General features: G+C 54.7%; 19 protein-coding genes. 10 read left to right on the forward strand and 9 right to left on the reverse strand.

The window, feature by feature from the left end:
* The first annotated feature begins 124 nt into the window (after positions 1–124).
* Positions 125–934, forward strand: coding sequence for an AraC family transcriptional regulator (locus tag L383_RS04695; RefSeq protein WP_014882029.1), 810 nt, complete (start codon positions 125–127; stop codon positions 932–934).
* A gap of 56 nt (positions 935–990) precedes the next feature.
* On the opposite strand, the gene avtA is transcribed toward L383_RS04695, so the two are convergent.
* The gene (gene avtA / locus L383_RS04690) at positions 991–2,247 is read right to left on the reverse strand and encodes a valine--pyruvate transaminase (RefSeq protein WP_023331743.1); all 1,257 of its coding nucleotides are present in this window, start codon (positions 2,245–2,247) and stop codon (positions 991–993) included.
* Between the two features lie 198 nt (positions 2,248–2,445).
* Positions 2,446–4,476, reverse strand: coding sequence for an alpha-amylase (locus L383_RS04685; protein WP_023331744.1), 2,031 nt, complete (start codon positions 4,474–4,476; stop codon positions 2,446–2,448).
* 314 nt (positions 4,477–4,790) lie between these two features.
* Between L383_RS04685 and L383_RS04680 the strand changes: the two genes are divergently transcribed.
* Positions 4,791–5,615: a protein bax gene (locus L383_RS04680; RefSeq protein ID WP_014882032.1), complete on the forward strand. Its 825-nt coding sequence runs from the start codon at positions 4,791–4,793 to the stop codon at positions 5,613–5,615.
* A 38-nt stretch (positions 5,616–5,653) separates the two neighbouring features.
* Here the strand turns inward: L383_RS04680 and xylR are convergent, their stop codons facing one another.
* The 4 genes from xylR to xylF all read right to left on the reverse strand — a co-directional run bounded on the left by xylR (position 5,654) and on the right by xylF (position 10,631).
* The gene (xylR, locus tag L383_RS04675) at positions 5,654–6,832 is read right to left on the reverse strand and encodes a D-xylose utilization transcriptional activator XylR (protein WP_014882033.1); all 1,179 of its coding nucleotides are present in this window, start codon (positions 6,830–6,832) and stop codon (positions 5,654–5,656) included.
* Between the two features lie 33 nt (positions 6,833–6,865).
* Positions 6,866–8,047 carry a xylose ABC transporter permease XylH gene (gene xylH, locus L383_RS04670; RefSeq protein WP_014882034.1) on the reverse strand — a complete coding sequence of 394 codons (1,182 nt, stop codon included), beginning with the start codon at positions 8,045–8,047 and terminating at the stop codon, positions 6,866–6,868.
* Positions 8,025–9,566 carry a xylose ABC transporter ATP-binding protein gene (locus tag L383_RS04665; RefSeq protein WP_023331745.1) on the reverse strand — a complete coding sequence of 514 codons (1,542 nt, stop codon included), beginning with the start codon at positions 9,564–9,566 and terminating at the stop codon, positions 8,025–8,027. Before L383_RS04665 ends, xylH begins: the two co-directional genes overlap by 23 nt.
* 72 nt (positions 9,567–9,638) lie before the next feature.
* Positions 9,639–10,631, reverse strand: coding sequence for a D-xylose ABC transporter substrate-binding protein (gene xylF, locus L383_RS04660; protein WP_014882036.1), 993 nt, complete (start codon positions 10,629–10,631; stop codon positions 9,639–9,641).
* A 370-nt stretch (positions 10,632–11,001) separates the two neighbouring features.
* Between xylF and xylA the strand changes: the two genes are divergently transcribed.
* Together xylA and xylB are read left to right on the forward strand one after the other, a co-directional pair.
* A complete protein-coding gene (gene xylA / locus L383_RS04655) occupies positions 11,002–12,324 on the forward strand; it encodes a xylose isomerase (protein WP_086527836.1) in 1,323 nt (440 codons plus the stop codon).
* Positions 12,325–12,385: 61 nt separating this feature from the next.
* On the forward strand, positions 12,386–13,840 hold the full coding sequence (xylB, locus tag L383_RS04650; protein WP_023331747.1) for a xylulokinase: 1,455 nt from the start codon (positions 12,386–12,388) through the stop codon (positions 13,838–13,840).
* Between the two features lie 54 nt (positions 13,841–13,894).
* Here the strand turns inward: xylB and L383_RS04645 are convergent, their stop codons facing one another.
* On the reverse strand, positions 13,895–14,890 hold the full coding sequence (locus tag L383_RS04645; protein ID WP_023331748.1) for an acyltransferase: 996 nt from the start codon (positions 14,888–14,890) through the stop codon (positions 13,895–13,897).
* Between the two features lie 182 nt (positions 14,891–15,072).
* Here L383_RS04645 and L383_RS04640 point away from each other — a divergent pair, with 182 nt between their 5' ends.
* The 4 genes from L383_RS04640 (at position 15,073) to L383_RS04625 (ending at position 20,584) form a co-directional block, all read left to right on the forward strand.
* A complete protein-coding gene (locus L383_RS04640) occupies positions 15,073–15,378 on the forward strand; it encodes a YsaB family lipoprotein (RefSeq protein ID WP_014882040.1) in 306 nt (101 codons plus the stop codon).
* A 160-nt stretch (positions 15,379–15,538) separates the two neighbouring features.
* On the forward strand, positions 15,539–16,450 hold the full coding sequence (glyQ, locus tag L383_RS04635) for a glycine--tRNA ligase subunit alpha (RefSeq protein WP_023331749.1): 912 nt from the start codon (positions 15,539–15,541) through the stop codon (positions 16,448–16,450).
* A 9-nt stretch (positions 16,451–16,459) separates the two neighbouring features.
* Positions 16,460–18,529, forward strand: a complete 2,070-nt coding sequence (gene glyS, locus L383_RS04630) for a glycine--tRNA ligase subunit beta (RefSeq protein ID WP_014882041.1) — start codon at positions 16,460–16,462, stop codon at positions 18,527–18,529.
* Between the two features lie 435 nt (positions 18,530–18,964).
* Positions 18,965–20,584: an ABC-F family ATP-binding cassette domain-containing protein gene (locus tag L383_RS04625; protein ID WP_023331750.1), complete on the forward strand. Its 1,620-nt coding sequence runs from the start codon at positions 18,965–18,967 to the stop codon at positions 20,582–20,584.
* A 38-nt stretch (positions 20,585–20,622) separates the two neighbouring features.
* Here L383_RS04625 and L383_RS04620 read toward each other — a convergent pair whose 3' ends face one another.
* Positions 20,623–20,910, reverse strand: a complete 288-nt coding sequence (locus tag L383_RS04620; protein ID WP_014882043.1) for an HTH-type transcriptional regulator — start codon at positions 20,908–20,910, stop codon at positions 20,623–20,625.
* Positions 20,911–21,242: 332 nt separating this feature from the next.
* On the opposite strand from L383_RS04620, the gene L383_RS04615 reads away from it, so the two are divergent.
* Together L383_RS04615 and cspA are read left to right on the forward strand one after the other, a co-directional pair.
* Positions 21,243–21,953, forward strand: a complete 711-nt coding sequence (locus tag L383_RS04615; protein ID WP_014882044.1) for a DUF3053 domain-containing protein — start codon at positions 21,243–21,245, stop codon at positions 21,951–21,953.
* Between the two features lie 247 nt (positions 21,954–22,200).
* Positions 22,201–22,413 (forward strand): transcription antiterminator/RNA stability regulator CspE, encoded by a 213-nt coding sequence (gene cspA / locus L383_RS04610; protein WP_003860775.1) that lies wholly within the window; start codon positions 22,201–22,203, stop codon positions 22,411–22,413.
* A gap of 58 nt (positions 22,414–22,471) precedes the next feature.
* On the opposite strand, the gene ghrB is transcribed toward cspA, so the two are convergent.
* Positions 22,472–23,446: a glyoxylate/hydroxypyruvate reductase GhrB gene (gene ghrB, locus L383_RS04605; RefSeq protein WP_014882045.1), complete on the reverse strand. Its 975-nt coding sequence runs from the start codon at positions 23,444–23,446 to the stop codon at positions 22,472–22,474.
* Between the last annotated feature and the right edge of the window lie 9 nt (positions 23,447–23,455).

Consider the following 23,455-nt stretch of genomic DNA (forward strand, 5'->3'; position numbering starts at 1 on the left):
AAAGGTGACGATTCCGACCTGATGAAGAAAATGTGATTTCGATCGGACAGTTATTCAGATATTAGTTAATAATCAATGCGTAAATTGAATATTGATGGCAATAAAAGCGGAATGGTGAATATCCATGCTCGAATTATCCATAGCGCTTCCGATTAAGGTCCAAAATGGCGGCCTATTTATTTCCCGGGGCGTGGGTCGCCATCCTGCGCGGAAATTAACATCGTGGGAGATTATTTTTGTCGAAAAAGGGACATTAACGATCCAGGAAGAAAATACGGTGTTTGAGGTGCGTGCAGGGGAGACGTTACTGCTTTGGCCTGACAGGCGACACGTGGGCGTAGGCGAATTCCCTGTCGATCTTAAATTTTACTGGCTGCATTTTGAGATTGAACATTACCCCTCTTCACAACCCAATCTGGCGATAGAACAGCATTGTCGCGTGAGGGACGCCCAGTCTGTCATTTCTCTTTTCCGCCAGTTCTTAAGCGAGCAGGAGAAATTACAGCGAACCATGGCGCTTGAAATCATTTTACTGCTGATCTTACAGCAAATTTCCCGTCCTTCCGGATATGAAGACAGCGCCAATGAAGCCGGTGCGGCCATGGCGTGGAAGGCGAAACAGCTTATTCGCACACAGTTTCATTTACCGCTTTCAACGTCGCTACTGGCAAAAGAGCTGCACTGCAATGCGGATTATCTTGGGCGAGTATTTCGCCGGACATTTCATTTAACCCTGACGGAGGCCATTCATCGCCAGCGTGTCCGGGCGGCAGAAAAATTACTGCTCAACGAGGCCGCATCATTAACCGAAGTAGCGACACGCTGCGGTTTTAATGATGTGGGCTATTTTCGACAGATTTTTTCTAAGCACACCGGTCTAACGCCCGCCGTCTGGAAACGGCGGTACTGTAAAGAGCATATTAATTCTGGTTGACCTGCCTCGGGGTCGCCAGATTATGCCCGCTGTGCAGCATCATCTGGCGTAACGCGTCACTGACCGTCTTCGAGCCAGGCTTTTTCGATTTCTTCGGCGAGAATTTTGACGCCCGCTTCAATTTTTTCCGGATCGGGTACGTAGTTCATACGCATGCACTGGTGCGTGTGCGGCCACGGCTTATCCAGACCCGGGAAGAAGTAATCACCCGGCACCATCAACACACCGCGTTTTTTCAGACGCTGGTAGAGCAGTTCGGTGGTGATCGGCAGGTCCTTAAACCACAGCCAGAGGAAAATCGCCCCCTCAGGTTTGTGGATCAGGCAGCGCTCTTCCGGCAGGTAGCGGCGAATCGTCGCGATGGTTTCCTGAACGCGCTGATAATAAAACGGCTTGATAACCTCGTTAGACAGACGCAGCAGGTCGTTGCGCTTAATCATTTCACACATCATTGCCGGACCGATGCCGCCCGGTGAAAGGCTGATAATGCCGTTCATATTGGTAATGGCGGTGATGATTTTCTCGTTGGCGATGATAATGCCGCAACGGCTACCCGGCAGGCCCAGCTTAGAGAGGCTCATGCACAGAACGATATTCGGGTTCCACAGCGGACGCGCTTCGCTGAAGATAATGCCCGGGAACGGCACGCCGTAGGCGTTATCGATCACCAGCGGAATGCCGTGCTGATTTGCCAGCGCATCCAGCTTCATCAGCTCGTCGTCGGTAATGACGTTGCCCGTCGGGTTAGTCGGACGGGAGACGCAGATCATGCCCGTCTCTTCACCGATATGCAGATGTTCAAAATCGACGTGATATTTGAACTGGCCTTCCGGCAGCAGCTCAATGTTAGGGCGTGCGGAGACGAACAGATCCTCTTCCAGACCGGAATCGGCATAGCCGATATATTCCGGGGCCAGCGGGAACAGCACTTTTTTGGTCGTGCCGTCGGCGCGACGTCCTGCGAACAGGTTAAACAAGTAGAAAAACGCGCTCTGGCTGCCGTTTGTTAGTGCAATATTCTGTGGTTCGATATCCCAGCCCAGCTCGTCACGCAGCATTCCAGCGAGGAGCGCCAGCAGTTCAGTTTTGCCCTGAGGACCGTCGTAATTGCAGAGCGCATCGGTCGCTTTGCCGTTTTCCAGCATCTGAGCGAGCAGCGTCTGGAAATAGGTATTCATCTCCGGAATTTGAGCCGGGTTTCCGCCGCCGAGCATGATTGCGCCCGGTGTGCGCAGCCCGTCGTTGAGGTCCTCCATCAGGCGAGTAATGCCTGAATGGCGGGTGAATTTGTCGCCGAAAAGTGAAAACGTCATAGCAGGTGATCTGTCGAGCTTATTTTGAAAGTGGGTAACCATAACGCTAGCACCGTGTTGGTGCAAATCGGGTGGTGTGGTCGGATTTGTTGTTTTGTGTGGCGGGTAAGGATTTATTCAGTGAATTGTTCTGGCGGTTTTTTCTCCCCTCACCCCGGCCCTCTCCCCTGTGGAGAGAGGGTTAGGGTGAGGGGGGGATTATTGATTACCAGCCCATACCACCATGACTTTATCGCCCTTGTGCTCGCGCACAAAGCCATACCCTTCTTTCAGCGACAGCGTGGTTTGCTTGCCTTCGCCGATCGCCGGGTGACGGGCGCGGAACTGACCCAGCATTTGCCAGTGGGCGACGGTTGACGCCTGCGTGCCCGTGACATCCTGCCAGTTCATATCCGAACGGGTGCCCTGAAGCGGGTCGGAGCCCGTCGGGCCGAACGGACGTTCGGATTCATCCCCGTAATAGATTTGTACGCTGCCCGGTGCCAGCAGGAGCAGCTCAGCCGCGCGCTGACCACCTTCGCGGAACAGGCGTGTGTCATGGGAGGAGAGGTAGCTCAGAACGTTGAAGCTTTGCAGCTTTTCTGCCATCTGCTGCCACGTCAGGTCGATATCGGCCAGGCAGTTCACCGCCTTTGCCGCCTGCTCCTGATAATCAAAGTTGATCATCGCATCGAAACCGTGGCGGTAATAATCACTCTGCATCACCCCGTGACCCCAGGATTCCCCGGTCATCCAGAACGGTGCGTTGTCGAGCTTTTTGTCCGGGTTCGCCCCTTTCCAGGCCGCCAGTGCCTGACTTGTCTGATCTTTTAGCTGCTGCCAGGCCGCAAGCTCGACGTGCTTCGCGGTATCGACCCGAAAACCGTCGATGCCGTAGTCTCGTACCCACTGGCTGAGCCAGTGAGTCAGATAGTCGCGCGGGGTATATCCCGGGATGGCCTTCGCGTGGGTATCGGGTTTGTGCTGATAAAAATTGGGTAACCCGGAAGGGACGGTGGATTCCGTTTTCAGGTCGGGCAGGAACGCCAGCGACATCGTCAAATCATCAAAGCCAGGGTTGTCGTAATCACCGATGTCGGTACGGATCCATTTCTTGCCCCACCATTTTTCCCATGCGGCTTTGTCGCTGAAGTTAATGTAGTCATTGAAGCTGTGCCAGGTTTGGCCTGCACCTGGCTTCCAGTCGGTCCAGTGTTCACCCAGCGTTTTTTTCAGCTCATCACCCTGTAAATACAGCGCGCCAAACTGATACGCCTGCATGTCTGCTAGCGTCGCGTAGCCCGTGTGGTTCATGACGATATCGAACAGGATGCGGATACCACGCTTGTGTGCTTCATCGACAAGATGGCGCAAATCTTCTTCGGTACCCATGTTGGCATCAAGCTTTGTCCAGTCCTGGGTGTAATAGCCATGATACGCATAGTGAGGGAAATCCCCTTTGGTCCCCCCGCCTACCCAACCATGGATCTGCTCAAGCGGAGAGCTTATCCAGAGCGCATTCACCCCCAGTTGCTGTAAATAATCGAGCTTGCTGGCAAGTCCCTTGAGGTCGCCACCGTGGAAGGTGCCAATCTCCTGCATGCCGTCTTTATGGCGGCCATAGCTGTTGTCGTTGCTCGGGTCACCGTTCACATAGCGGTCGGTCAGGACAAAATAGACGGTGGCGTTCTGCCAGCTAAACGGTGCGGGTTTATCCGTTTCGGCGCGCTCAAGCAGCAGCAGGCCATTACTGCCAGCGGCGGGCTGCAGGGTAATGTTTCCGTTCTGTACCGTCGCGGTCTGTTTGCTGTAGAAATCACGCACTACTGTCCCTTCCGGGAAAGTATCGCTAACGTTCAGCGTCAGCGGTTTACCATCCCACTTCGGACACTGGCGGATAGCGGTTGCCACCGGTTCTTCTGCTGCACTCTGAATTGTCAGCAGCATTGTGGGCGTGCCGGAGCGAGTATCAATCCGCATCTGATATTCACCGTCGCGGAAAAGGCGCCACTGCGGCGGCGTGCCATCGCAGGGTTTGAGCGACAGCATCTCATTGAGTTTTATCGCCTCTGATGGCTGCCAGCACGTCTTGTCAAAACTCAGCGTAATAGGACGCGTACCCTTCGCAAGCTTTGCCTGGCTGGTGAAAATCCCGGTGCCTTCGGCGCTAAAACTATTAAACCCCGGTGATGACCAGTCAGCGTGTGCCAGTGTGGGTAGCATCAGAAAAGCCAGAGCGGTGCGTTTCATTCCATTTTCCTGTCGCGGCATTTTTAACCAGTTTGCCATCAGGCGGGGGGTAAAAACTCATCCTCCAGCGCTTTCTGCCAGGAGGACGTGTGAGGATGAGTGATCCCGCGCAAAATTAGGCAGTTATCTGCGATATCGCGCACAAATTTTCAGGAGTGCTGTTTTTATAAGCAAGTTTCAGGTGACATAGTTTCGGATTTGGACTATTTCTATACGTGCTCTTGAAGTCTATTTTTGATATGATTTGAGATTCCGCTCTCAAATTTGTGAAAAAAATAAGGTGTTAGGATGATGACATCCGACCAGGAGACCTAATGATATCGACTCCCATTCGACGATATGGGGCTGCGATACTCATGTTACTCACCATGGCATTTTCAGGTGAGGTGCTTGCGAAGACGCACACGGATACAACGAGTAAGAAAGCCCACGTAATAAAGACGACAAGTAGTAAGGTTAGCAGTAAACAAGAGTATTCTCGCAATAGTGCAAAGAGTAGTTCACTTCCTGATTTGCGAAAATACCCTTCCGGAACACCAAGGAAAAAAGCGTTTCTCCGGACGGTAATGCCTTACATCACGAGTCAAAATGCCGCGATTACTGCGGATCGTAACTGGCTGATTTCCAAACAGTACGATAGCCGCTGGTCGCCTTCAGAACGCGCGCGTCTGAAAGATATCACGAAGCGCTACAAGCTGAGCTGGAACGGTAACACCCGTCGTGTGCCGTGGAATGCTCTCCTTGAACGTGTCGATATCATCCCGAATAGCATGGTTGCGACCATGGCGGCAGCCGAAAGCGGCTGGGGAACGTCAAAGCTGGCGCGTAATAACAACAATCTTTTCGGTATGAAGTGTGTGAAAGGTCGTTGTAATAATGCGCCTGGCAAGGTGAAAGGCTATTCTCAGTTTGAATCAGTTAAAGATTCCGTGGGTGCCTATGTGGTCAATCTGAACACGCACCCGGCCTACTCATCCTTCCGTAAATCACGTGCTCAGTTGCGTAAAGCGGATCAGGAAGTGACGGCCAGTACGATGATCCACAAGCTGAAGGGTTATTCGACGAAGGGGCAGAGCTATAACAACTATCTGTTCGCGATGTACCAGGATAACCAGCGCTTAATCGCCGCCCATATGTAATCACTAAAAACGCCTTCTAAATGAAGGCGTTTTCTTTTCTATATCAGCACCTCGCTGTGGCGATCCCGATACTCTTTTGGCGTGGTGTCATACTCTTTGCGAAACACCGAATAGAAATATTGCAGCGACGGATAACCGCACATCTGTGAGATTTCGTTGATCGACAGTGATGTTGAGATGAGCAGGCTGCGGGCTTTCTCCAGTTTCTCCGCATGGATGACGGCATGAATGGTTTCGCCCACTTCTTCTTTGAAACGCTTCTCCAGATTCGAACGAGAAATGCCCACCGAATCCAGAACCTGATCGACCTTAATTCCTTTACAGGCGTGGTTGCGAATATAGTGCATCGCCTGAATGACGGCCGGGTCACTCAGGGAACGATAGTCGGTTGAGCGACGCTCCACGACGCGGACAGGGGGTACCAGCAAACGCTGAAGCGGCAGAGACTCTTTATCCAGCAGACGATGCAGCAGCTTCGCTGCCTGATAGCCCATCTGACGGGTGCCCTGTGCCACAGAGGAGAGCGCCACGCGGGAGAGATAGCGGGTGAGTTCTTCGTTATCAATGCCAATCACGCACAGCTTCTCGGGCACCGGGATATGTAAATGCTCGCAGACCTGCAGCACGTGGCGGGCACGGGCGTCGGTGACGGCAATAATGCCGGTTTGCGGGGGCAGCGTTTGCAGCCAGTCCGCCAGCCGGTTTTGCGCGTGCTGCCAGTTTTCCGGAGCCGTCTCCAGCCCCTGATACACTACGCCGCGATACTTCTCCTGCGCGACCAGCTGGCAAAACGCATGCTCGCGCTCGACTGCCCAGCGCTTGCCGCTGGTGGCGGGTAAACCATAGAACGCGAAACGATGGACGCCTTTCTCTTTTAAATGAAGAAAAGCGGCTTCGACCAGTGCATGATTATCGGTGGCGATATAGTGAACCGGCGGGTAATTTTCGGGGGAATGGTAGGAGCCGCCGACGCCCACGATCGGGACGTCGACGTCGGTCAGCAGCTGTTCAATGACGGGATCGTCATAGTCTGCGATGACGCCATCCCCCAGCCAGTCTTTGATGTTCTCCAGACGGGTGCGGAAGTCTTCCTCAATGAAGATATCCCACTCGGATTGCGACGCCTGCAAATATTCACCCACGCCTTCAACGACCTGACGGTCGTAGGCTTTATTGGCATTGAATAACAACGTAATGCGGTGACGCTTTTCAAACATGGCTCACTTCCCAATTAAGTCACAATACGGTTATCAGGCTCGTCGCTTGGTGGCAGAGTCCATCCAGACTGCCAGCAAAAGAATGGCCCCCTTGACGATATACTGCCAAAACGTCGGGACGTCCATCATACTCATCCCGTTATCCAACGACGCCATGATAAATGCCCCCATGACCGCACCCGCCACGCTACCGATACCGCCGGCGAGGCTGGTGCCGCCAATGACGCAGGCGGCAATCGCATCCAGCTCGGCGATGTTACCTGCGGAGGGCGAACCGGCACCCAGACGCGAACTGAGGATCAACCCGGCGATGGCGACCATCAGGCCGTTAATGGCGAACACCGCGAGCTTAGTGCGCTCGACGTTGATCCCCGAGAGACGGGCAGCTTCAAGGTTGCCACCGATGGCATAAATGCGGCGGCCAAACGCGGTGCGCGTCGCCATAAACATCCCGCCCAGCAGTAACAGCGCCAGCAGCAGGACCGGTGTCGGAACACCGCGATAGTCGTTAAGAAGCCAGATGGCGCCCAGCACAATGACCGCAGTCAGCGCATGGCGTCCTACCACGGAGGTTGATGCCGGTGACGCCAGCCCCAGCGCCTGACGACGCATGCGCCCCCGCCACTGCCAGGCGACAAACGCCAGCAAACCTACCACGCCAATCGTAAAGCCCACGCTATCGGAGAGGTAGCTCTGACCAATTTGCGACATGGCGGCGCTGGTGGGGGAGACGGTAGTGCCGTTGGTAATCCCGATTAAGATCCCACGGAAGGCCAGCATACCCGCCAGGGTAACAATAAACGACGGGACTTTGCGGTAGGCAACCCACCAGCCGTTCCAGGCCCCCAGGACCAGACCCAGTACCAGCGTCACCGCCACGGTCAGCGGCAGCGGCCAGCCAAGCCAGACGTCGAAAATAGCCGCCACGCCGCCGAGCAGGCCCATCATCGAGCCTACAGACAGGTCAATTTCTGCCGAGATAATGACGAACACCATGCCTACGGCCAGGATCCCGGTAATGGCGGTCTGGCGGAGCAGGTTAGAGACGTTACGCGCGCTTAAATATGAGCCATCGGTCATCCAGGTAAAAAACAGCATGATGACGATAATTGCTGCGATCATCACGAAGACCTGCAGGTTCAGCGCTTTTAGCCCTGCGAACGCACCGGGCGTCGGAACGGCGACTTTGATATCAGACGGATTGCTTTTCGACATGACGTTCGCTCCTTAAAGCGGCTTCCATCACCTGCTCCTGCGTCAGGTTCTGGTTAATCAGGTTGGCTTTCAGTTTCCCCTCGTGCATCACCAGCACGCGGTCGCTCAGGCCGAGCACTTCGGGTAACTCAGACGAAATGACAATGACGGCAATCCCTTGCTGAACAAGCTGATTAATCAGTTTGTAGATTTCATATTTGGCACCGATATCAATCCCGCGCGTTGGCTCATCGAGGATTAATATGCGTGGGTTGAGAAGCAGGCAGCGCGCCAGAATCGCTTTCTGCTGGTTACCGCCACTCAGGCGGCCAATCGCCAGTTCCGGGGAGGACGTTTTGACCTTCAGCCTGGCAAGCGAATGAAGAATGCACTGCTGCTCTGCGGCATCGTCCAGGCTGCTCAGCGCGCCGGAGAACCGATCGAGTGCCGCAAGCGTAATGTTTTTCCCCACCGCCATGACCGGTACGATGCCGTCTTTTTTACGATCTTCCGGCACCATAGCAATGCCGCGGGCAATCGCCTGCTGGCAGTTGTCGATTTTCACTGGCTGGCCGTCGATATAAATCGTCCCCTCCCAGCGCCCGGGCCACACGCCAAACAGACACTGTACGGCCTCCGTGCGTCCGGCGCCGACGAGGCCCGCAATCCCGAGAATTTCGCCGCTGTGAAGAGAAAACGAGACGTTATTCACGCGTTTAATGTGGCGGTTAACGGGGTGCCACGCGGTCAGGTTTTCCACACGCAGCACTTCCTCGCCTCTGGCGTGTGGCTCATTCGGGTAGAGCGCCGTCAGCTCGCGGCCTACCATCATGGTGATGATGTCATCTTCACTCATGCCTGCCGCTTCGCGCGTGCCGATGTGTTGCCCGTCGCGAATGACACAGATGGTGTCCGAAATGGCTTTAACCTCGTTTAGCTTGTGCGAAATGTAGATACAGGCGATGCCGTGGTTTTGCAGATCGCGGATGATATTGAGCAGAACTGCGGTTTCCTGTTCGGTGAGCGAAGCCGTGGGCTCATCGAGGATCAGCAGCCGTACCTGTTTGTTCAGCGCCTTAGCAATTTCTACCAGCTGCTGTTGCCCCAGACCCAGATCGCCCACGCGGGTATCCGGTGAAATATTGAGGCTCACCTGCGCCAGCAGCTTTTCACAGCGGAGCGTCATGGTGTCGTAATCCAGTACGCCGTGGCGGGAAATCTCGGCTCCAAGGAAGATGTTTTCCAGCACGGTGAGATGCTTCACCAGCGCCAGCTCCTGGTGGATAATGGCGATCCCTTTACGTTCGGTATCGCGAATGTGTGTCGCCTGGATCACTTCACCGGCAAAGACAATTTCGCCTTCGTAACTGCCGTGTGGGTAGATCCCACACAGAACTTTCATCAACGTTGATTTGCCCGAACCGTTCTCGCCGCACAGCGAAACCACTTCGCCGGGGTTCAACCGGAGGCTGACGTTGTCGACGGCCTTCACTGCGCCGAAGCGCTTGGTGATGCTTTTCATTTCAAGTAAATAAGGCATACCTGCTCCACATAACCCGAGGGAAGAACAGTACAACGTGATGCGCCCCCGCAGAGCGGGGGCCGCGCTGGATTACAGTTCGCTCTTCTTGTGGAAACCGTCTTTAATCACGGTGGCGTCAATGTTCTCTTTATTGACTTCAATTGGCGTGAGCAGGCGAGCCGGAACATCTTTCAGCCCGTTATTCAGCGTCGCGTCTGCTTTAGGCTGCTTGCCATTGCCCAGCTCCACGGCGATTTCAGCCGCGGTATTGGCAAGCTCGGTAATCGGTTTGTAGACCGTCATGGTTTGTGTGCCAGCGATAATGCGTTTTACCCCTGCCAGGTCGGCATCCTGCCCGGAGATAGCGACTTTCCCGGCCAGCCCCTGGGCGCTCAGCGCCTGGATAGCACCGCCTGCGGTGGCATCGTTGGAGGCCACGACCGCATCAATTTTGTTGTTGTTGGCCGTCAGCGCGTTTTCCATAATTTTCAGCGCGTTTTCTGGCAGCCATCCGTCGGCCCACTGATCGCCAACCACCTTAATTTTCCCGTTGTCGATATAGGGTTTAAGGACTTTCATTTGTCCTTCACGGAACAGTTTGGCGTTGTTATCTACCGGAGAGCCACCCATCAGGAAATAATTGCCCTGAGGCACTTTGTCGATCAGGCTTTGCGCCTGTAATTCACCCACTTTTTCATTGTCGAACGAAATATAATAATCAATATCCGCATTATTAATCATGCGGTCATAAGCGAGAACTTTTATGCCCTCTTGCTTCGCTTCTTTCACTACGTTACTTAATACCTGGCCGTTATAAGGGATAATGACCAGGACATCGACACCACGGTTAATCATATTCTCGATCTGTGACATTTGCGTTTCTTCATTGCCATTGGCTGACTGAACAAAGACATTCGCACCGAGTGATTCCGCTTTTTTCACAAAGATATCGCGATCTTTTTGCCAGCGCTCCAGGCGCAGGTCGTCAATCGCCATGCCAATTTTGACCTCTTTGGCATGTCCTGCAAAGCTTACAAGGAGGAGAGTAGTGCAGATCGTTAGGGTCAGGTTCTTTATCTTCATAATTATTAGGCCTTTTGTAGGGGTATGTGTTGCTGAGATAAAAGAAACATTCACTGCTGGGACGCAGCAAATTTTTAACGCGGAAAGGCGGGCTGGCAATTACAGATTTTTATCTTCTCATTACGATATTTGGTTTATTTCTGAATTTATGACCGCGATCGGATTTTAAAATGCGTAACGTCTTAATTACATTTGATTCTGGAATTTACGCCGAAAAACAGTTTGCCTGCGCATTATTTTGCGAGCCAGCGCACAGTTGTGCATTCTCTCAATAGCAGTGTGAAATAACGTAATTGAGCAACCCAAAATGTCTATTCACTATTACTCCTGTATCAACGACTCGCCGCATACCCTGATTATGGAGCTCAATATGCAAGCTTATTTCGACCAACTCGATCGTGTTCGTTACGAAGGCCCAAAAACGACCAATCCTTTAGCATTTCGTCACTACAACCCGGATGAGCTGGTACTGGGTAAGCGCATGGAAGACCATCTGCGCTTTGCCGCCTGTTACTGGCATACCTTCTGCTGGAACGGCGCCGATATGTTCGGTGTGGGTTCCTTTGACCGCCCATGGCAGCAGCCGGGTGAAGCCATCGAGCTGGCGAAACGCAAAGCCGATGTGGCATTTGAGTTTTTCCACAAGCTGAACGTGCCGTACTACTGCTTCCACGATGTGGACGTCTCGCCGGAAGGTGCGTCTCTGAAAGAGTACCTGAACAATTTCGCGCAGATGGTGGATGTGCTGGCGGCAAAACAGCAGCAAAGCGGCGTGAAGCTGCTGTGGGGCACCGCAAACTGCTTCACTAACCCACGCTACGGCGCGGGCGCGGCAACCAATCCGGATCCGGAAGTGTTTAGCTGGGCGGCCACGCAGGTGGTGACGGCCATGAACGCCACGCATCAGTTGGGCGGCGAAAACTATGTCCTGTGGGGCGGTCGTGAAGGCTACGAAACCCTGCTCAACACCGATCTGCGCCAGGAGCGCGAGCAGATTGGCCGCTTTATGCAGATGGTTGTCGATCATAAGCACAAAATCGGCTTCCGTGGCACGCTGCTGATCGAGCCGAAACCGCAGGAACCGACCAAGCACCAGTATGACTACGACGTGGCGACGGTGTATGGCTTCCTGAAACAGTTCGGTCTGGAAAAAGAGATTAAAGTTAACATTGAAGCCAACCACGCCACGCTGGCGGGCCACTCTTTCCATCACGAGATTGCGTCTGCGATTGCACTGGGCATATTTGGCTCTGTCGATGCTAACCGCGGCGATGCACAGCTGGGCTGGGATACAGACCAGTTCCCGAACAGCGTGGAAGAGAATGCGCTGGTGATGTACGAAATCATTAAAGCGGGTGGTTTCACTACCGGCGGCCTGAACTTTGACGCCAAAGTACGTCGTCAGAGCACCGACAAATACGATCTGTTCTACGGCCACATTGGCGCGATGGACACCATGGCGCTGGCGCTGAAAGTCGCCGCTCGCATGATTGAAGACGGTGAGCTGGATAAGCGTGTTGCGAAGCGCTACAGCGGCTGGAACAGTGAGCTGGGTCAGCAAATTTTGAAAGGCCAGTTATCACTTGCGGAGATCGCGAAGTACGCTGAACAGCAGCAGCTGGCGCCGCAGCACCAGAGCGGGCACCAGGAACTGCTGGAAAACCTGGTCAACCACTACCTGTTCGATAAATAACAGCACGTAGGCCCGGTAAGCGTTAGCGCCACCGGGCATTTCTGTTAAAGGAGTCACCGTAATGTATATCGGGATCGATCTTGGCACGTCGGGTGTGAAAGCCATCCTGTTAAGCGAGCAGGGCGATGTGTTAGCCACGCAGACGGAAACGCTGCAGGTTTCACGTCCGCATCCGCTGTGGTCGGAACAGGACCCGGAGCAGTGGTGGCAGGCAACGGACCGTGCCATCAAGGCGCTAGGCGAGAAACACCCTCTGCGTGACGTCAAAGCGCTGGGGATTGCCGGGCAAATGCACGGCGCAACGCTGCTTGATAGCCAGCATCGCGTGTTGCGTCCTGCGATCCTCTGGAACGATGGCCGCTGTGCAGAAGAGTGTGCGCTTCTTGAGGAACGTGTACCCACCTCCCGCCAGATCACCGGCAACCTGATGATGCCCGGTTTTACCGCACCGAAACTTCTGTGGGTACAGCGTCATGAACCTGAGATTTTCCGGCAGGTGGCGAAAGTCCTGCTGCCGAAAGATTATTTGCGTTTTCGCATGACGGGTGATTTCGCCAGCGACATGTCTGACGCGGCGGGCACGATGTGGCTCGACGTGGCGAAACGTGACTGGAGCGAGGCGATGCTGGATGCCTGCCATCTGACCCGCGCCCATATGCCCGCGCTGTTCGAAGGTAGCGAGGTGACAGGCACGCTGCAGCCAGCCGTTGCTGAACGCTGGAATATGCCAGCCGTACCGGTGGTGGCCGGAGGCGGTGACAATGCGGCGGGGGCCGTCGGTGTCGGCATGGTGGAGGCAGGGCAGGCGATGCTGTCGCTGGGAACGTCCGGTGTCTATTTTGCCGTTAGCGACGGGTATCGCAGCAACCCTGAAAGCGCAGTGCACAGTTTCTGCCATGCCCTTCCGGGGAAATGGCATTTGATGTCAGTGATGCTCAGTGCCGCATCTTGCCTGGACTGGGCGGCAAGACTCACCGGCATGGCCGATGTTCCGGCGCTCATCTCCGCCGCGCAGCAGGCGGATGACACCGCGGGTACGATCTGGTTTTTACCGTATCTTTCCGGTGAGCGAACGCCGCACAACAACCCGGAAGCGAAAGGGGTGTTCTTTGGTTTAACTCATCAGCATGGCCCGGCTGAGCTGGCGCGTGCGGTTCTGGAGGGTGTGGGCTATGCGCTGGCCGACGGCATGGACGTGGTGCATGATTGCGGCCTGAAACCGTCGAGCGTCACCCTGATTGGCGGCGGCGCGCGGAGCCCTTACTGGCGACAGATGCTGGCTGACATCAGCGGATTGCAGCTGGATTTCCGCACTGGTGGCGATGTCGGGCCCGCACTCGGCGCCGCACGGCTGGCACAGATAGCCATGAACCCCGAAAAACCGCTTTCACAATTGTTACCGCAGCTTCCGCTTGAACAGGCGCACTTGCCTGACGCAGCACGCCATGCCCGCTATGCGCAGAGGCGCGACGTATTCCGCAAAATCTATCAGCAGCTGCTGCCGCTGATGTCGTAAACATCCGCCGGGTGGCGCTGCGCTGACCCGGCCTACCACTCCCCATCCATCTGGTTAACTTACAAACCTGCGCGTATCGATTCTTTGCAGCAGCATCGACAGCAGCAGGCTGATGACCAGCGTGGCGGCAAAAATCCAGATGATATCCAGCACTGGCCAGCTCTTTAGCTCCACACCTCTTGTTCGCAGGGCGTGGATCACCAGCGCGTGAAAACCATAAATTCCGAGCGAGTGCCGCGAAATCACGCTCAGTACCGGGAGTGGCCGTGCGTTGAGCGTGTTTTTAACGAGCGTAAGCAGCGAGACGGCACAGAGAAACACCATCGGTCCGCAATACAGGTACCAGGTATCGGCAAAATTACCGCGCCACTGCAATTCGTGCAGCGTCCCGCGCGATATCACCGCCACGCCTGCGATAAACAGCGACGCACAAAGCCAGTTCAGACTACGTTTTTGCGTCTCCATCATCCCGATGGCGCGCCCCAGCATGCCGTAAAGCACGTAATAGAAGGTATCGCCGTTGATATAGAGATTGACCGGCAACCATTCAAATCCGTCGATTTTCTGCGAGACCGTATTCGGGTTGGCGATGAGGCCAATCACCACCATCAGGGCCAGCAGCATTTTCCCGCTGACGTTTTTCACCTGAATAAGAGGAGAGACGAGATAGATAACGATAATGGCGAAGAAAAACCACAGGTGATAGAACACTGGTTTTTGCAGCAAATATTTGAGTGATAGCCCGGCGTTAATTGAGGTGAACAGGGTGATATAGAGCAAGGCAACGGCGCTGTAAAACCCCAGACAGGCCGCGATGCGGATGAAGTGCCTCGGCTGCGCGCTACGTTCGCCAAAAAAGAGAAAGCCGGAAATCATAAAAAATAGCGGGACGCTGACGCGAGACGCAGAGTTGAGAATGTTGGCAATGTCCCAGTTAACAGAGCTGATGCTGTGCGCATTCGTGACATACCAGGTCGTCGTGTGGATCATGACCACCATCAGGCACGCTATTCCTCGCAGGTTATCAATCCAGTTAATTTTTGACGCCATCAGTTCCTCGTATTCCCTGTAAATGGAGTGTGACTGCCATTGTCCAAAAGTCTTCGTTTGGAAAATTCTGAGTTTTATCAGCAGGCTTGCCGGAAGACCGCGAGATTCGCAGAATGGCGGACCTTAATCTATAAAAGCTTTGATACTAAAAATAACAGCCACTGACCAGGACGGTAATAAAAATGATGATGAAGCGAGTGGCGTCACTCTTTCTGCTGCTCATGCTGGCAGGTTGCAGTACGCCACAAGAAGCACCTGTGCAAAAAGCACAGCAGGGCAAAATGAGCCCGGAACGTTCACTGAACATGGAGGCAATCTGTAAAGATCAGGCTGCACGCCGCTATAACTCGGCCGTTCAGAAGATTGATGTCACCGGATTTGAGCGCTTTCAGGGAAGCTATGAGCTGCGGGGCCATACGTCGCGTAAAGAGGGCTTTGTCTGCTCGTTTGATGCAGACGGCCAGTTTTTACACCTCTCCATGCGCTAGCCTGCTCGCATAATCAACAGCCAGACGTCGCCCACGTTCTGGCCTGAAGGCTTATTTCCCAATTTTCCCTAAACAACCCCGTTTCGTACTGTATATCTTGCAGCCAGCGGGTATACTGGTCCCTTCCATTTAAAACCACACGTATCCAGCACGAAATACTATGCAAAAGTTTGATACCAAGACCTTCCAGGGCCTGATCCTGACCTTACAGGATTACTGGGCTCGTCAGGGCTGCACCATTGTTCAACCTTTGGACATGGAAGTCGGCGCCGGCACTTCACACCCGATGACCAGCCTGCGCGCGTTGGGACCAGAGCCAATGGCGACCGCGTATGTGCAGCCTTCCCGTCGTCCGACCGATGGTCGTTACGGTGAGAACCCGAACCGTCTGCAGCATTACTATCAGTTCCAGGTGGTGATTAAGCCATCGCCCGACAATATTCAGGAACTGTACCTCGGGTCGCTGAAAGAGCTGGGTATGGATCCAACCATTCACGATATCCGTTTCGTGGAAGATAACTGGGAAAACCCAACGCTGGGTGCCTGGGGTCTGGGTTGGGAAGTGTGGCTGAACGGCATGGAAGTGACCCAGTTCACTTACTTCCAGCAGGTTGGCGGTCTGGAATGTAAGCCGATCACGGGTGAAATCACCTACGGTCTGGAACGTCTGGCGATGTATATTCAGGGCGTAGACAGCGTTTACGACCTGGTCTGCAGCGACGGCCCGCTGGGTAAAACCACCTACGGCGACGTGTTCCATCAGAACGAAGTGGAGCAATCCACCTATAACTTCGAATACGCGGACGTGGACTTCCTGTTCACCTGCTTCGAGCAGTACGAGAAAGAAGCGCAGCAGCTGCTGGCGCTGGAGACTCCGCTGCCGCTGCCTGCTTACGAGCGTATTCTGAAGGCCGCCCACAGCTTCAACCTGCTGGACGCCCGCAAAGCCATCTCCGTGACTGAACGTCAGCGCTACATTCTGCGTATTCGTACCCTGACCAAAGCCGTTGCAGAAGCTTACTACGCGTCCCGTGAAGCCCTTGGCTTCCCGATGTGCAACCGAAACAAATAAGAGGCGGCCATGTCTGAGAAAACTTTCCTGGTGGAAATCGGCACCGAAGAGCTGCCACCAAAAGCCCTGCGCAGCCTGGCTGAATCTTTTGCTGCGAACGTGACCGCCGAGCTGGATAACGCTGGCCTGGCGCACGGTAAAATTGAGTGGTTTGCTGCGCCGCGTCGTCTGGCGCTGAAAGTGGCAAATCTGGCGGCGTCTCAGCCGGATCGTGAAGTCGAAAAACGTGGCCCGGCTATTGCCCAGGCGTTCGACGCGGAAGGCAAGCCAAGCAAAGCGGCTGAAGGCTGGGCGCGCGGTTGCGGCATCACCGTTGACCAGGCCGAGCGTCTGACCACCGACAAAGGCGAGTGGCTGCTGTATCGTGCGCATGTGAAAGGCGAGAGCGCAGAAGCGCTGCTGCCGGACATGATTGCCACGTCGCTGGCGAAATTGCCGATTCCTAAGCTGATGCGCTGGGGCGCGTCTGACGTCCACTTCGTGCGTCCGGTCCATACCGTGACCCTGCTGCTGGGCGACACCGTTATTCCTGCCACCATTCTGGGCGTGGCGTCCGATCGCGTGATCCGCGGCCACCGCTTTATGGGTGAGCCGGAGTTCACCATCGACAATGCCGACCAGTATCCGCAAATTCTGCTGGAGCGCGGCAAGGTCATTGCTGACTACGAACAGCGTAAAGCCAAAATCAAAGCGGACGCGGAAGAGGCGGCGCGCAAGATTGGCGGTAATGCCGATCTGAGCGACAGCCTGCTGGAAGAAGTGACCTCTCTGGTTGAATGGCCGGTGGTGCTGACTGCGAAGTTCGAAGAGAAATTCCTGGCCGTTCCGGCAGAAGCGCTGGTGTACACCATGAAGGGTGACCAGAAGTACTTCCCGGTCTACGCCAACGACGGCAAGCTGCTGCCAAACTTCATCTTCGTCGCCAACATCGAATCGAAAGATCCGATCCAGATTATCTCCGGTAACGAGAAAGTGGTGCGTCCACGTCTGGCGGATGCCGAGTTCTTCTTCAATACCGACCGTAAAAAGCGTCTGGAAGATAACCTGCCGCGTCTGCAGACCGTGCTGTTCCAGCAGCAGCTGGGTACGCTGCGCGACAAGACCGACCGCATTGCGGAGCTGTCCGGCTGGATCGCCCGCGAAATTGGTGCCGACGTCAACCATGCGACCCGTGCGGGCCTGCTCTCCAAGTGCGACCTGATGACCAACATGGTGTTCGAATTTACCGACACCCAGGGCGTGATGGGCATGCACTACGCGCGTCACGATGGCGAAGCGGAAGACGTGGCTGTGGCACTGAACGAGCAGTATCAGCCGCGCTTTGCGGGTGACGAACTGCCGTCCAACCCGGTCGCCTGCGCCGTGGCGATTGCCGACAAGATGGACACCCTGGCGGGTATCTTCGGTATCGGCCAGCATCCAAAAGGGGACAAAGACCCGTTTGCGCTGCGTCGTGCTGCGCTGGGCGTGCTGCGCATCATCGTTGAGAAGAACCTGAACCTCGATCTGCAGACACTGACCGAAGAAGCGGTGCGTCTGTACGGCGACAAGCTGACCAACGCGAACGTGGTGGACGACGTTATCGACTTTATGCTCGGTCGTTTCCGCGCCTGGTATCAGGACGAAGGTTACACCGTTGACACCATTCAGGCGGTGCTGGCGCGTCGTCCGACCCGTCCGGCTGATTTCGATGCGCGTATGAAGGCGGTTTCCCACTTCCGTACGCTGGAAGCGTCATCTGCGCTGGCTGCGGCTAACAAGCGTGTCTCCAACATTCTGGCGAAATCAGACGAAACGCTGAACGAACGCGTGAACGCCGCAACCCTGAAAGAGCCGGAAGAGATTGCTCTGGCGATGCAGGTTGTGGTGCTGCGCGACAAGCTCGAACCGTACTTCGCGGAAGGCCGCTACCAGGAAGCGCTGGTGGAGCTGGCGGAACTGCGTGACGTGATCGACGCCTTCTTCGAGAAAGTGATGGTGAACGTAGAAGATAAAGACCTGCGTATCAACCGTCTCTCTATGCTCGAAAAACTGCGCGAGTTGTTCCTGCGCGTGGCGGATATTTCGCTGCTGCAGTAATGTGCCCGCTGTCATAAACATATGAGCCGTCTTTCTTGCCGGGTGGCGCTACGCTTACCCGGCCTACATTGTGTAACGGGTTGCACGTTTCATTGTAGGCCCAAGCGTAGCGCCGCCGGGGGAAACTGACAAAATGCACTTTGCCAGCAGTTTGAAAACCCGCTTCGGCGGGTTTTTTTATGGGGCTTTTGTAGGCCGGATAAGCGCGGCGCCTTCAGGGTATCGGCAAAGTAGTCCTTCCCAAAGGGCTGAGGGAGTATAAGTCGCCCAAAATTTAACCTTGAAACCTTCAACACATTACCGTTATCCTTACCCTCGTTAAATTTCTCGCGCTGGAGTGCCCCCAAAAATGAACAAACACGACTGATGAATTTCGATCCTTGCTAAACGCCACCGCGTCGGCAGGGGATGTTTTGATTTCATTCAGGAGTGCTTATGGCTCATTTAGCGCAGTCCCCTTCTTTTATTTTGCATCAGGTCACCTGTCAGTTTGCGACGGGGGCTACCCTTTTTGGTCCGCTGAATCTTTCTCTGGAACCGTCTCTGTGCGCGCTGGTGGGCCGCAACGGCAGTGGGAAAACACGTCTGCTGCGCCTGCTGGCGGGGCTTGATGAACCCGCAAACGGGCATATCGAACGAACCGGAACACAGGTTTATGTGGCGCAGCAGCAGGATATTTTGCCACACACGACGCTGGCTGAATTGCTCGGGTACGAGGCAATCTTCGCGGCGCGAGCGCGTGTCGACAGCGGAGAGTATCAGCCTGACGATCTGGAAACGCTTGATGGCTTCTGGGATTTAGCAGAACGCCTGAGCGAGGCGTTTGCCCGGGCGAGACTGCCGCCGTTTGATCCGGATAAACCTACCGCTGAACTCAGCGGTGGCGAGCGTGTCCGCGCGTTGCTGTGCGGGGCGTTTACGGCGCAAGCGGATTATCTGCTGCTGGACGAACCCACTAACCACCTGGACCGGCAAGGCCGGACATGGTTCTACGACCAGCTTGCCCGTTATCAGGGCGGTGTACTGGTGGCCTCCCATGACCGTGAGTTGCTGGCGCAGGTGCCGCGTATTCTTGAACTGAGTGGCGCTGGTCTTCGCAGCTATGGCGGGAATTATGCGGATTATCAAACCCAGCGCGATGCTGAGCAACAGGCTGCCCGCGCGGCGCTGGAGCACGCGGCGACGGCGCGCAAACGTACCCGCGCGCGCATGCAGAGAGAGCATGACGACAGCCAGCGGCGGTCGGCAAAAACATTACGCACCGTCGATACCCTCAATATCGCATCGTTCGAACGCGTCAAATATAAAGGCGCGGCAAAGGAACGTATTGGCAGCTGGAAAAAACAGCATAACGAGCAAAATGATGCCCTGAACGCTGCCGTAAACAAGGCGCGTGAGCGGGTAGAAGACGATAACCCGGTGATGTTTACCCTGCCGGGGAGTCAGATTCCGGAAGGAAAACAGGTGCTGGTGATGGAAAATCTGGTGCTGCCGCATGTGCCCGTTCCCCCACTCAACTGGCGGATGGATGGTCCGATGCGCGTGGCGTTAAAAGGACCAAACGGCTGCGGGAAGTCGACGCTGTTAAAAGCGATTCTCGGCGAAATCAGCCCGCGTTCAGGGACCTGCAACGTTTCCGTCAGCTGCGCTTATCTCGATCAACATCTGTCCCGGCTCGATCTCTCGCAGTCGGTCATGACCCACCTCAACCTGGGCAATACGCCCCTTGAAGAGGGGGTATTACGAACCCGTTTAGCGCAGCTCCAGTTGGGGGCCGATAAAGTCGCGCTCCCGCTGGCGGAACTGAGCGGCGGTGAGCGTCTTAAGGCGGCACTGGCCTGTGTATTATGGCGTGCTGAGGCCACGCAGCTCCTGTTGCTGGATGAACCGACCAACCATCTGGATCTGGCCTCGGTTCAGGCCATTGAAGCGGCATTGGCCGGTTTTCCGGGAGCACTGCTGGTGGTGTCACACGATGACGCTTTTTTAAAAGGGTTAACGTTGTCGCACGAGATGATCTGGGAAGAGGCGGGCTGGCGTTGCGAGAGTCTTTAAACACAAGCCCCCGCGAAGGCGGGGGCGTTCAAACGTCACTACGCTATCTGTTTGCTGAGTGCAGGGTTGGCCTGAATCAGGCGCATCAGCTTTAACTCGGTTGGCGTGGGTCTCTCACGTTTTGACTCCCACTCCAGCACCATCGCTACGCTGACACCCATCGCTCTGGCGAATTCTTCTGTCTTCAGACCTGTCCCTTTGCGCAATTGCTCATATTCTGTAAAGGGATTGGCTTTTTGTTGCAGGGTAATCGTCTGCGGTACATCTTTAAAAATGATCTGTTCCAGACTGCTCAGCAGCTCAAACTCAGGATCTTTATATTCCATTGAGAACTCCTCTTAAATCTCACATCGTGATCAAGAACATCAGAGAGCCAATTAAGAATAGTCCCTAATACAAACCCAGGATCGTCACGGGTGTGATTAATCGTGCGGTAACGATCGCTTTATCCGATTCAGCTATATGGATAGTTATGCTAATTACCTGATTAACCATAAGGAGGGCCCGTCAGGTATTTTTTTGTAAATGATAAGAAATAAATCGGCAATAGGCGTTTTACATGAAAAGAGTATCTTGCAAGGCTGACCTGGACTATCCTTGTAAGCCGTCGGGCACGCGTGTGCCGGTGTGCGCTTTTTTGGGTGAAAGGAGTAATAAAATGGCGACAGGAAAGTCCTGCTCTCGCTGGTTTGCGCCTATTGCGGCGTTGTTGATGGTTGTTAGCCTGAGTGGGTGTTTTGATAAAGAAGGCGATCAGCGCAAAGCGTTTATCGATTTTCTGCAGAATACAGTGATGCGCAGCGGCGAGCGGTTACCGACGCTGACTGCGGATCAGAAAAAACAGTTTGGTCCCTTTGTGTCCGATTACGCCATTCTTTATGGGTATTCACAGCAGGTGAGCCAGGCGATGGATTCCGGTATCCGCCCGGTCGTGGATAGCGTAAACGCCATCCGCGTTCCACAGGATTATGTGACTCAGCGTGAACCGCTGCGCCAGTCCAACGGTGCGCTCGGCGTGCTGAGCCAGCAGCTACAGAATGCGAAAATGCAGGCTGATGCGTCACGTTCTGCGCTGAAGCAGGGTGACGATCTCAAACCGGTCTTTGACAAAGTGTATGAGAAAGTGGTGACCAAACCGTCTGAAGCACTGCAACCGCTGATTCCGGCCGCGCAAATTTTCACGCAGCAGCTGGTTCAGGTGGGTGACTTTATCGCCCAGCAGGACACTCAGGTGAGCTTTGTTGCCAACGGCATCCAGTTCCCGACTTCGCAGCAGGCAAGTCAGTACAATACGCTGATTGGGCCACTGGCCTCCCAGCATCAGGCCTTTAGCCAGGCCTGGAGTGCCGCCGTCACGGCCACAGAATAAACCGAAAAAACCCCGCGTCAGGCGGGGTTTTTTTATGCATTGCGAAAATAACGCTTGTCATTCCTCTACCACATCGGTATAACTATTCCCGTCGGTTTGTTACACAGACCTAAAGCAGTTTAGTAAAGCAGTCCAGATTGTTATCCATAGATACCCTTCGTTGTGACCCTTCCTTCATCGCTTAAAAATCTGTAACGCAATCCATCAAGCCGGAAGGCACAATATATTTGTTAATTAAGGTAATTCTATGTCTGCTAAAATGACTGGTCTGGTAAAATGGTTCAACGCTGATAAAGGTTTCGGCTTCATCACTCCTGACGATGGCTCAAAAGACGTGTTCGTACACTTCTCTGCTATCCAGAACGATGGCTACAAATCTCTGGACGAAGGTCAGAAAGTGTCCTTCACCATCGAAAGCGGCGCTAAAGGCCCAGCAGCTGGTAACGTTGTAAGCCTGTAAGCTTCCAACCCAGTAGCACAAAATTCAAAAACCCGCCTTCTGGCGGGTTTTTTCGTTTCTACTGTTGGATCTGCGGGTTAACGCAGTTTTTATCCACTTTTCCACTCAGCGCGGCAATCAGGTTGTCCACTGCGGTAGCCGCCATGTTGTAGCGTGTCTCGTGCGTGGCAGAGCCGATGTGGGGCAGGGCGACGACGTTTGGCATTTTCAGCAGTGGAGAATCCACCGGCAGTGGCTCCTGCTCAAACACGTCCAGACCGGCGGCGTGGATCTCGCCATTTTGCAGGGCTTCAATGAGCGCCTGCTCATCCACCACCGGGCCACGACCCGCGTTGATAAAAATGGCGGATTTCTTCATTTTTTCAAATGCGGATTTGCCAATCAGGTGACGTGTTTCATCCGTCAACGGCAGGATCAGGCAGACAAAATCGGCTTCCTGCAACAGCGTATCCAGCTCACAGTAACGCGCGTTAAAACGTTCTTCCGCTTCATCGTGGTGACGGCGCGCGTTGTACAGTATCGGCATGTTGAAACCAAAATGCGCGCGCTGTGCCAGCGCCAGCCCGATACGTCCCATACCCACGATGCCCAGCGTTTTTCCGTGAACATCCACGCCGAACCAGTCCGGGCCAATGCTTTTTGTCCATTCGCCTGCTTTAACGCGCTCGGCCACTTCAACCACGCGACGGGCGGTGCTGAGCACCAGCGCCATCAGCGTGTCGGCCACGGTTTCCGTCAGGGCATGCGGCGTGTGCATCAGCAGGATTTTGCGGGCGCTCAGGGCATCCACGTCGAAGTTGTCATAACCTACTGAAACAGTTGAAGTAGCACGAAGCTTCGGCATTTTCTCCAGCAGGGCGATGTCCACTTTCTCGCTTGAACCCAGCAGGCCTTCGGCGCTGGCGAACGCATCGGCATGCTGTGCCACGGTCTCCGGACTCAGGTTTTTCACCTGCGTGACGGTGAAGTGCTCTTCCAGGCGTTTCTGCAGATCTTCCGGCAGTGCTTTATACAAAATGACGGACGGCTTCATGCTAATCTC

It is taken from the genome of Enterobacter sp. MGH 37, assembly GCF_000534515.1.
GTDB lineage: Bacteria > Pseudomonadota > Gammaproteobacteria > Enterobacterales > Enterobacteriaceae > Enterobacter > Enterobacter kobei.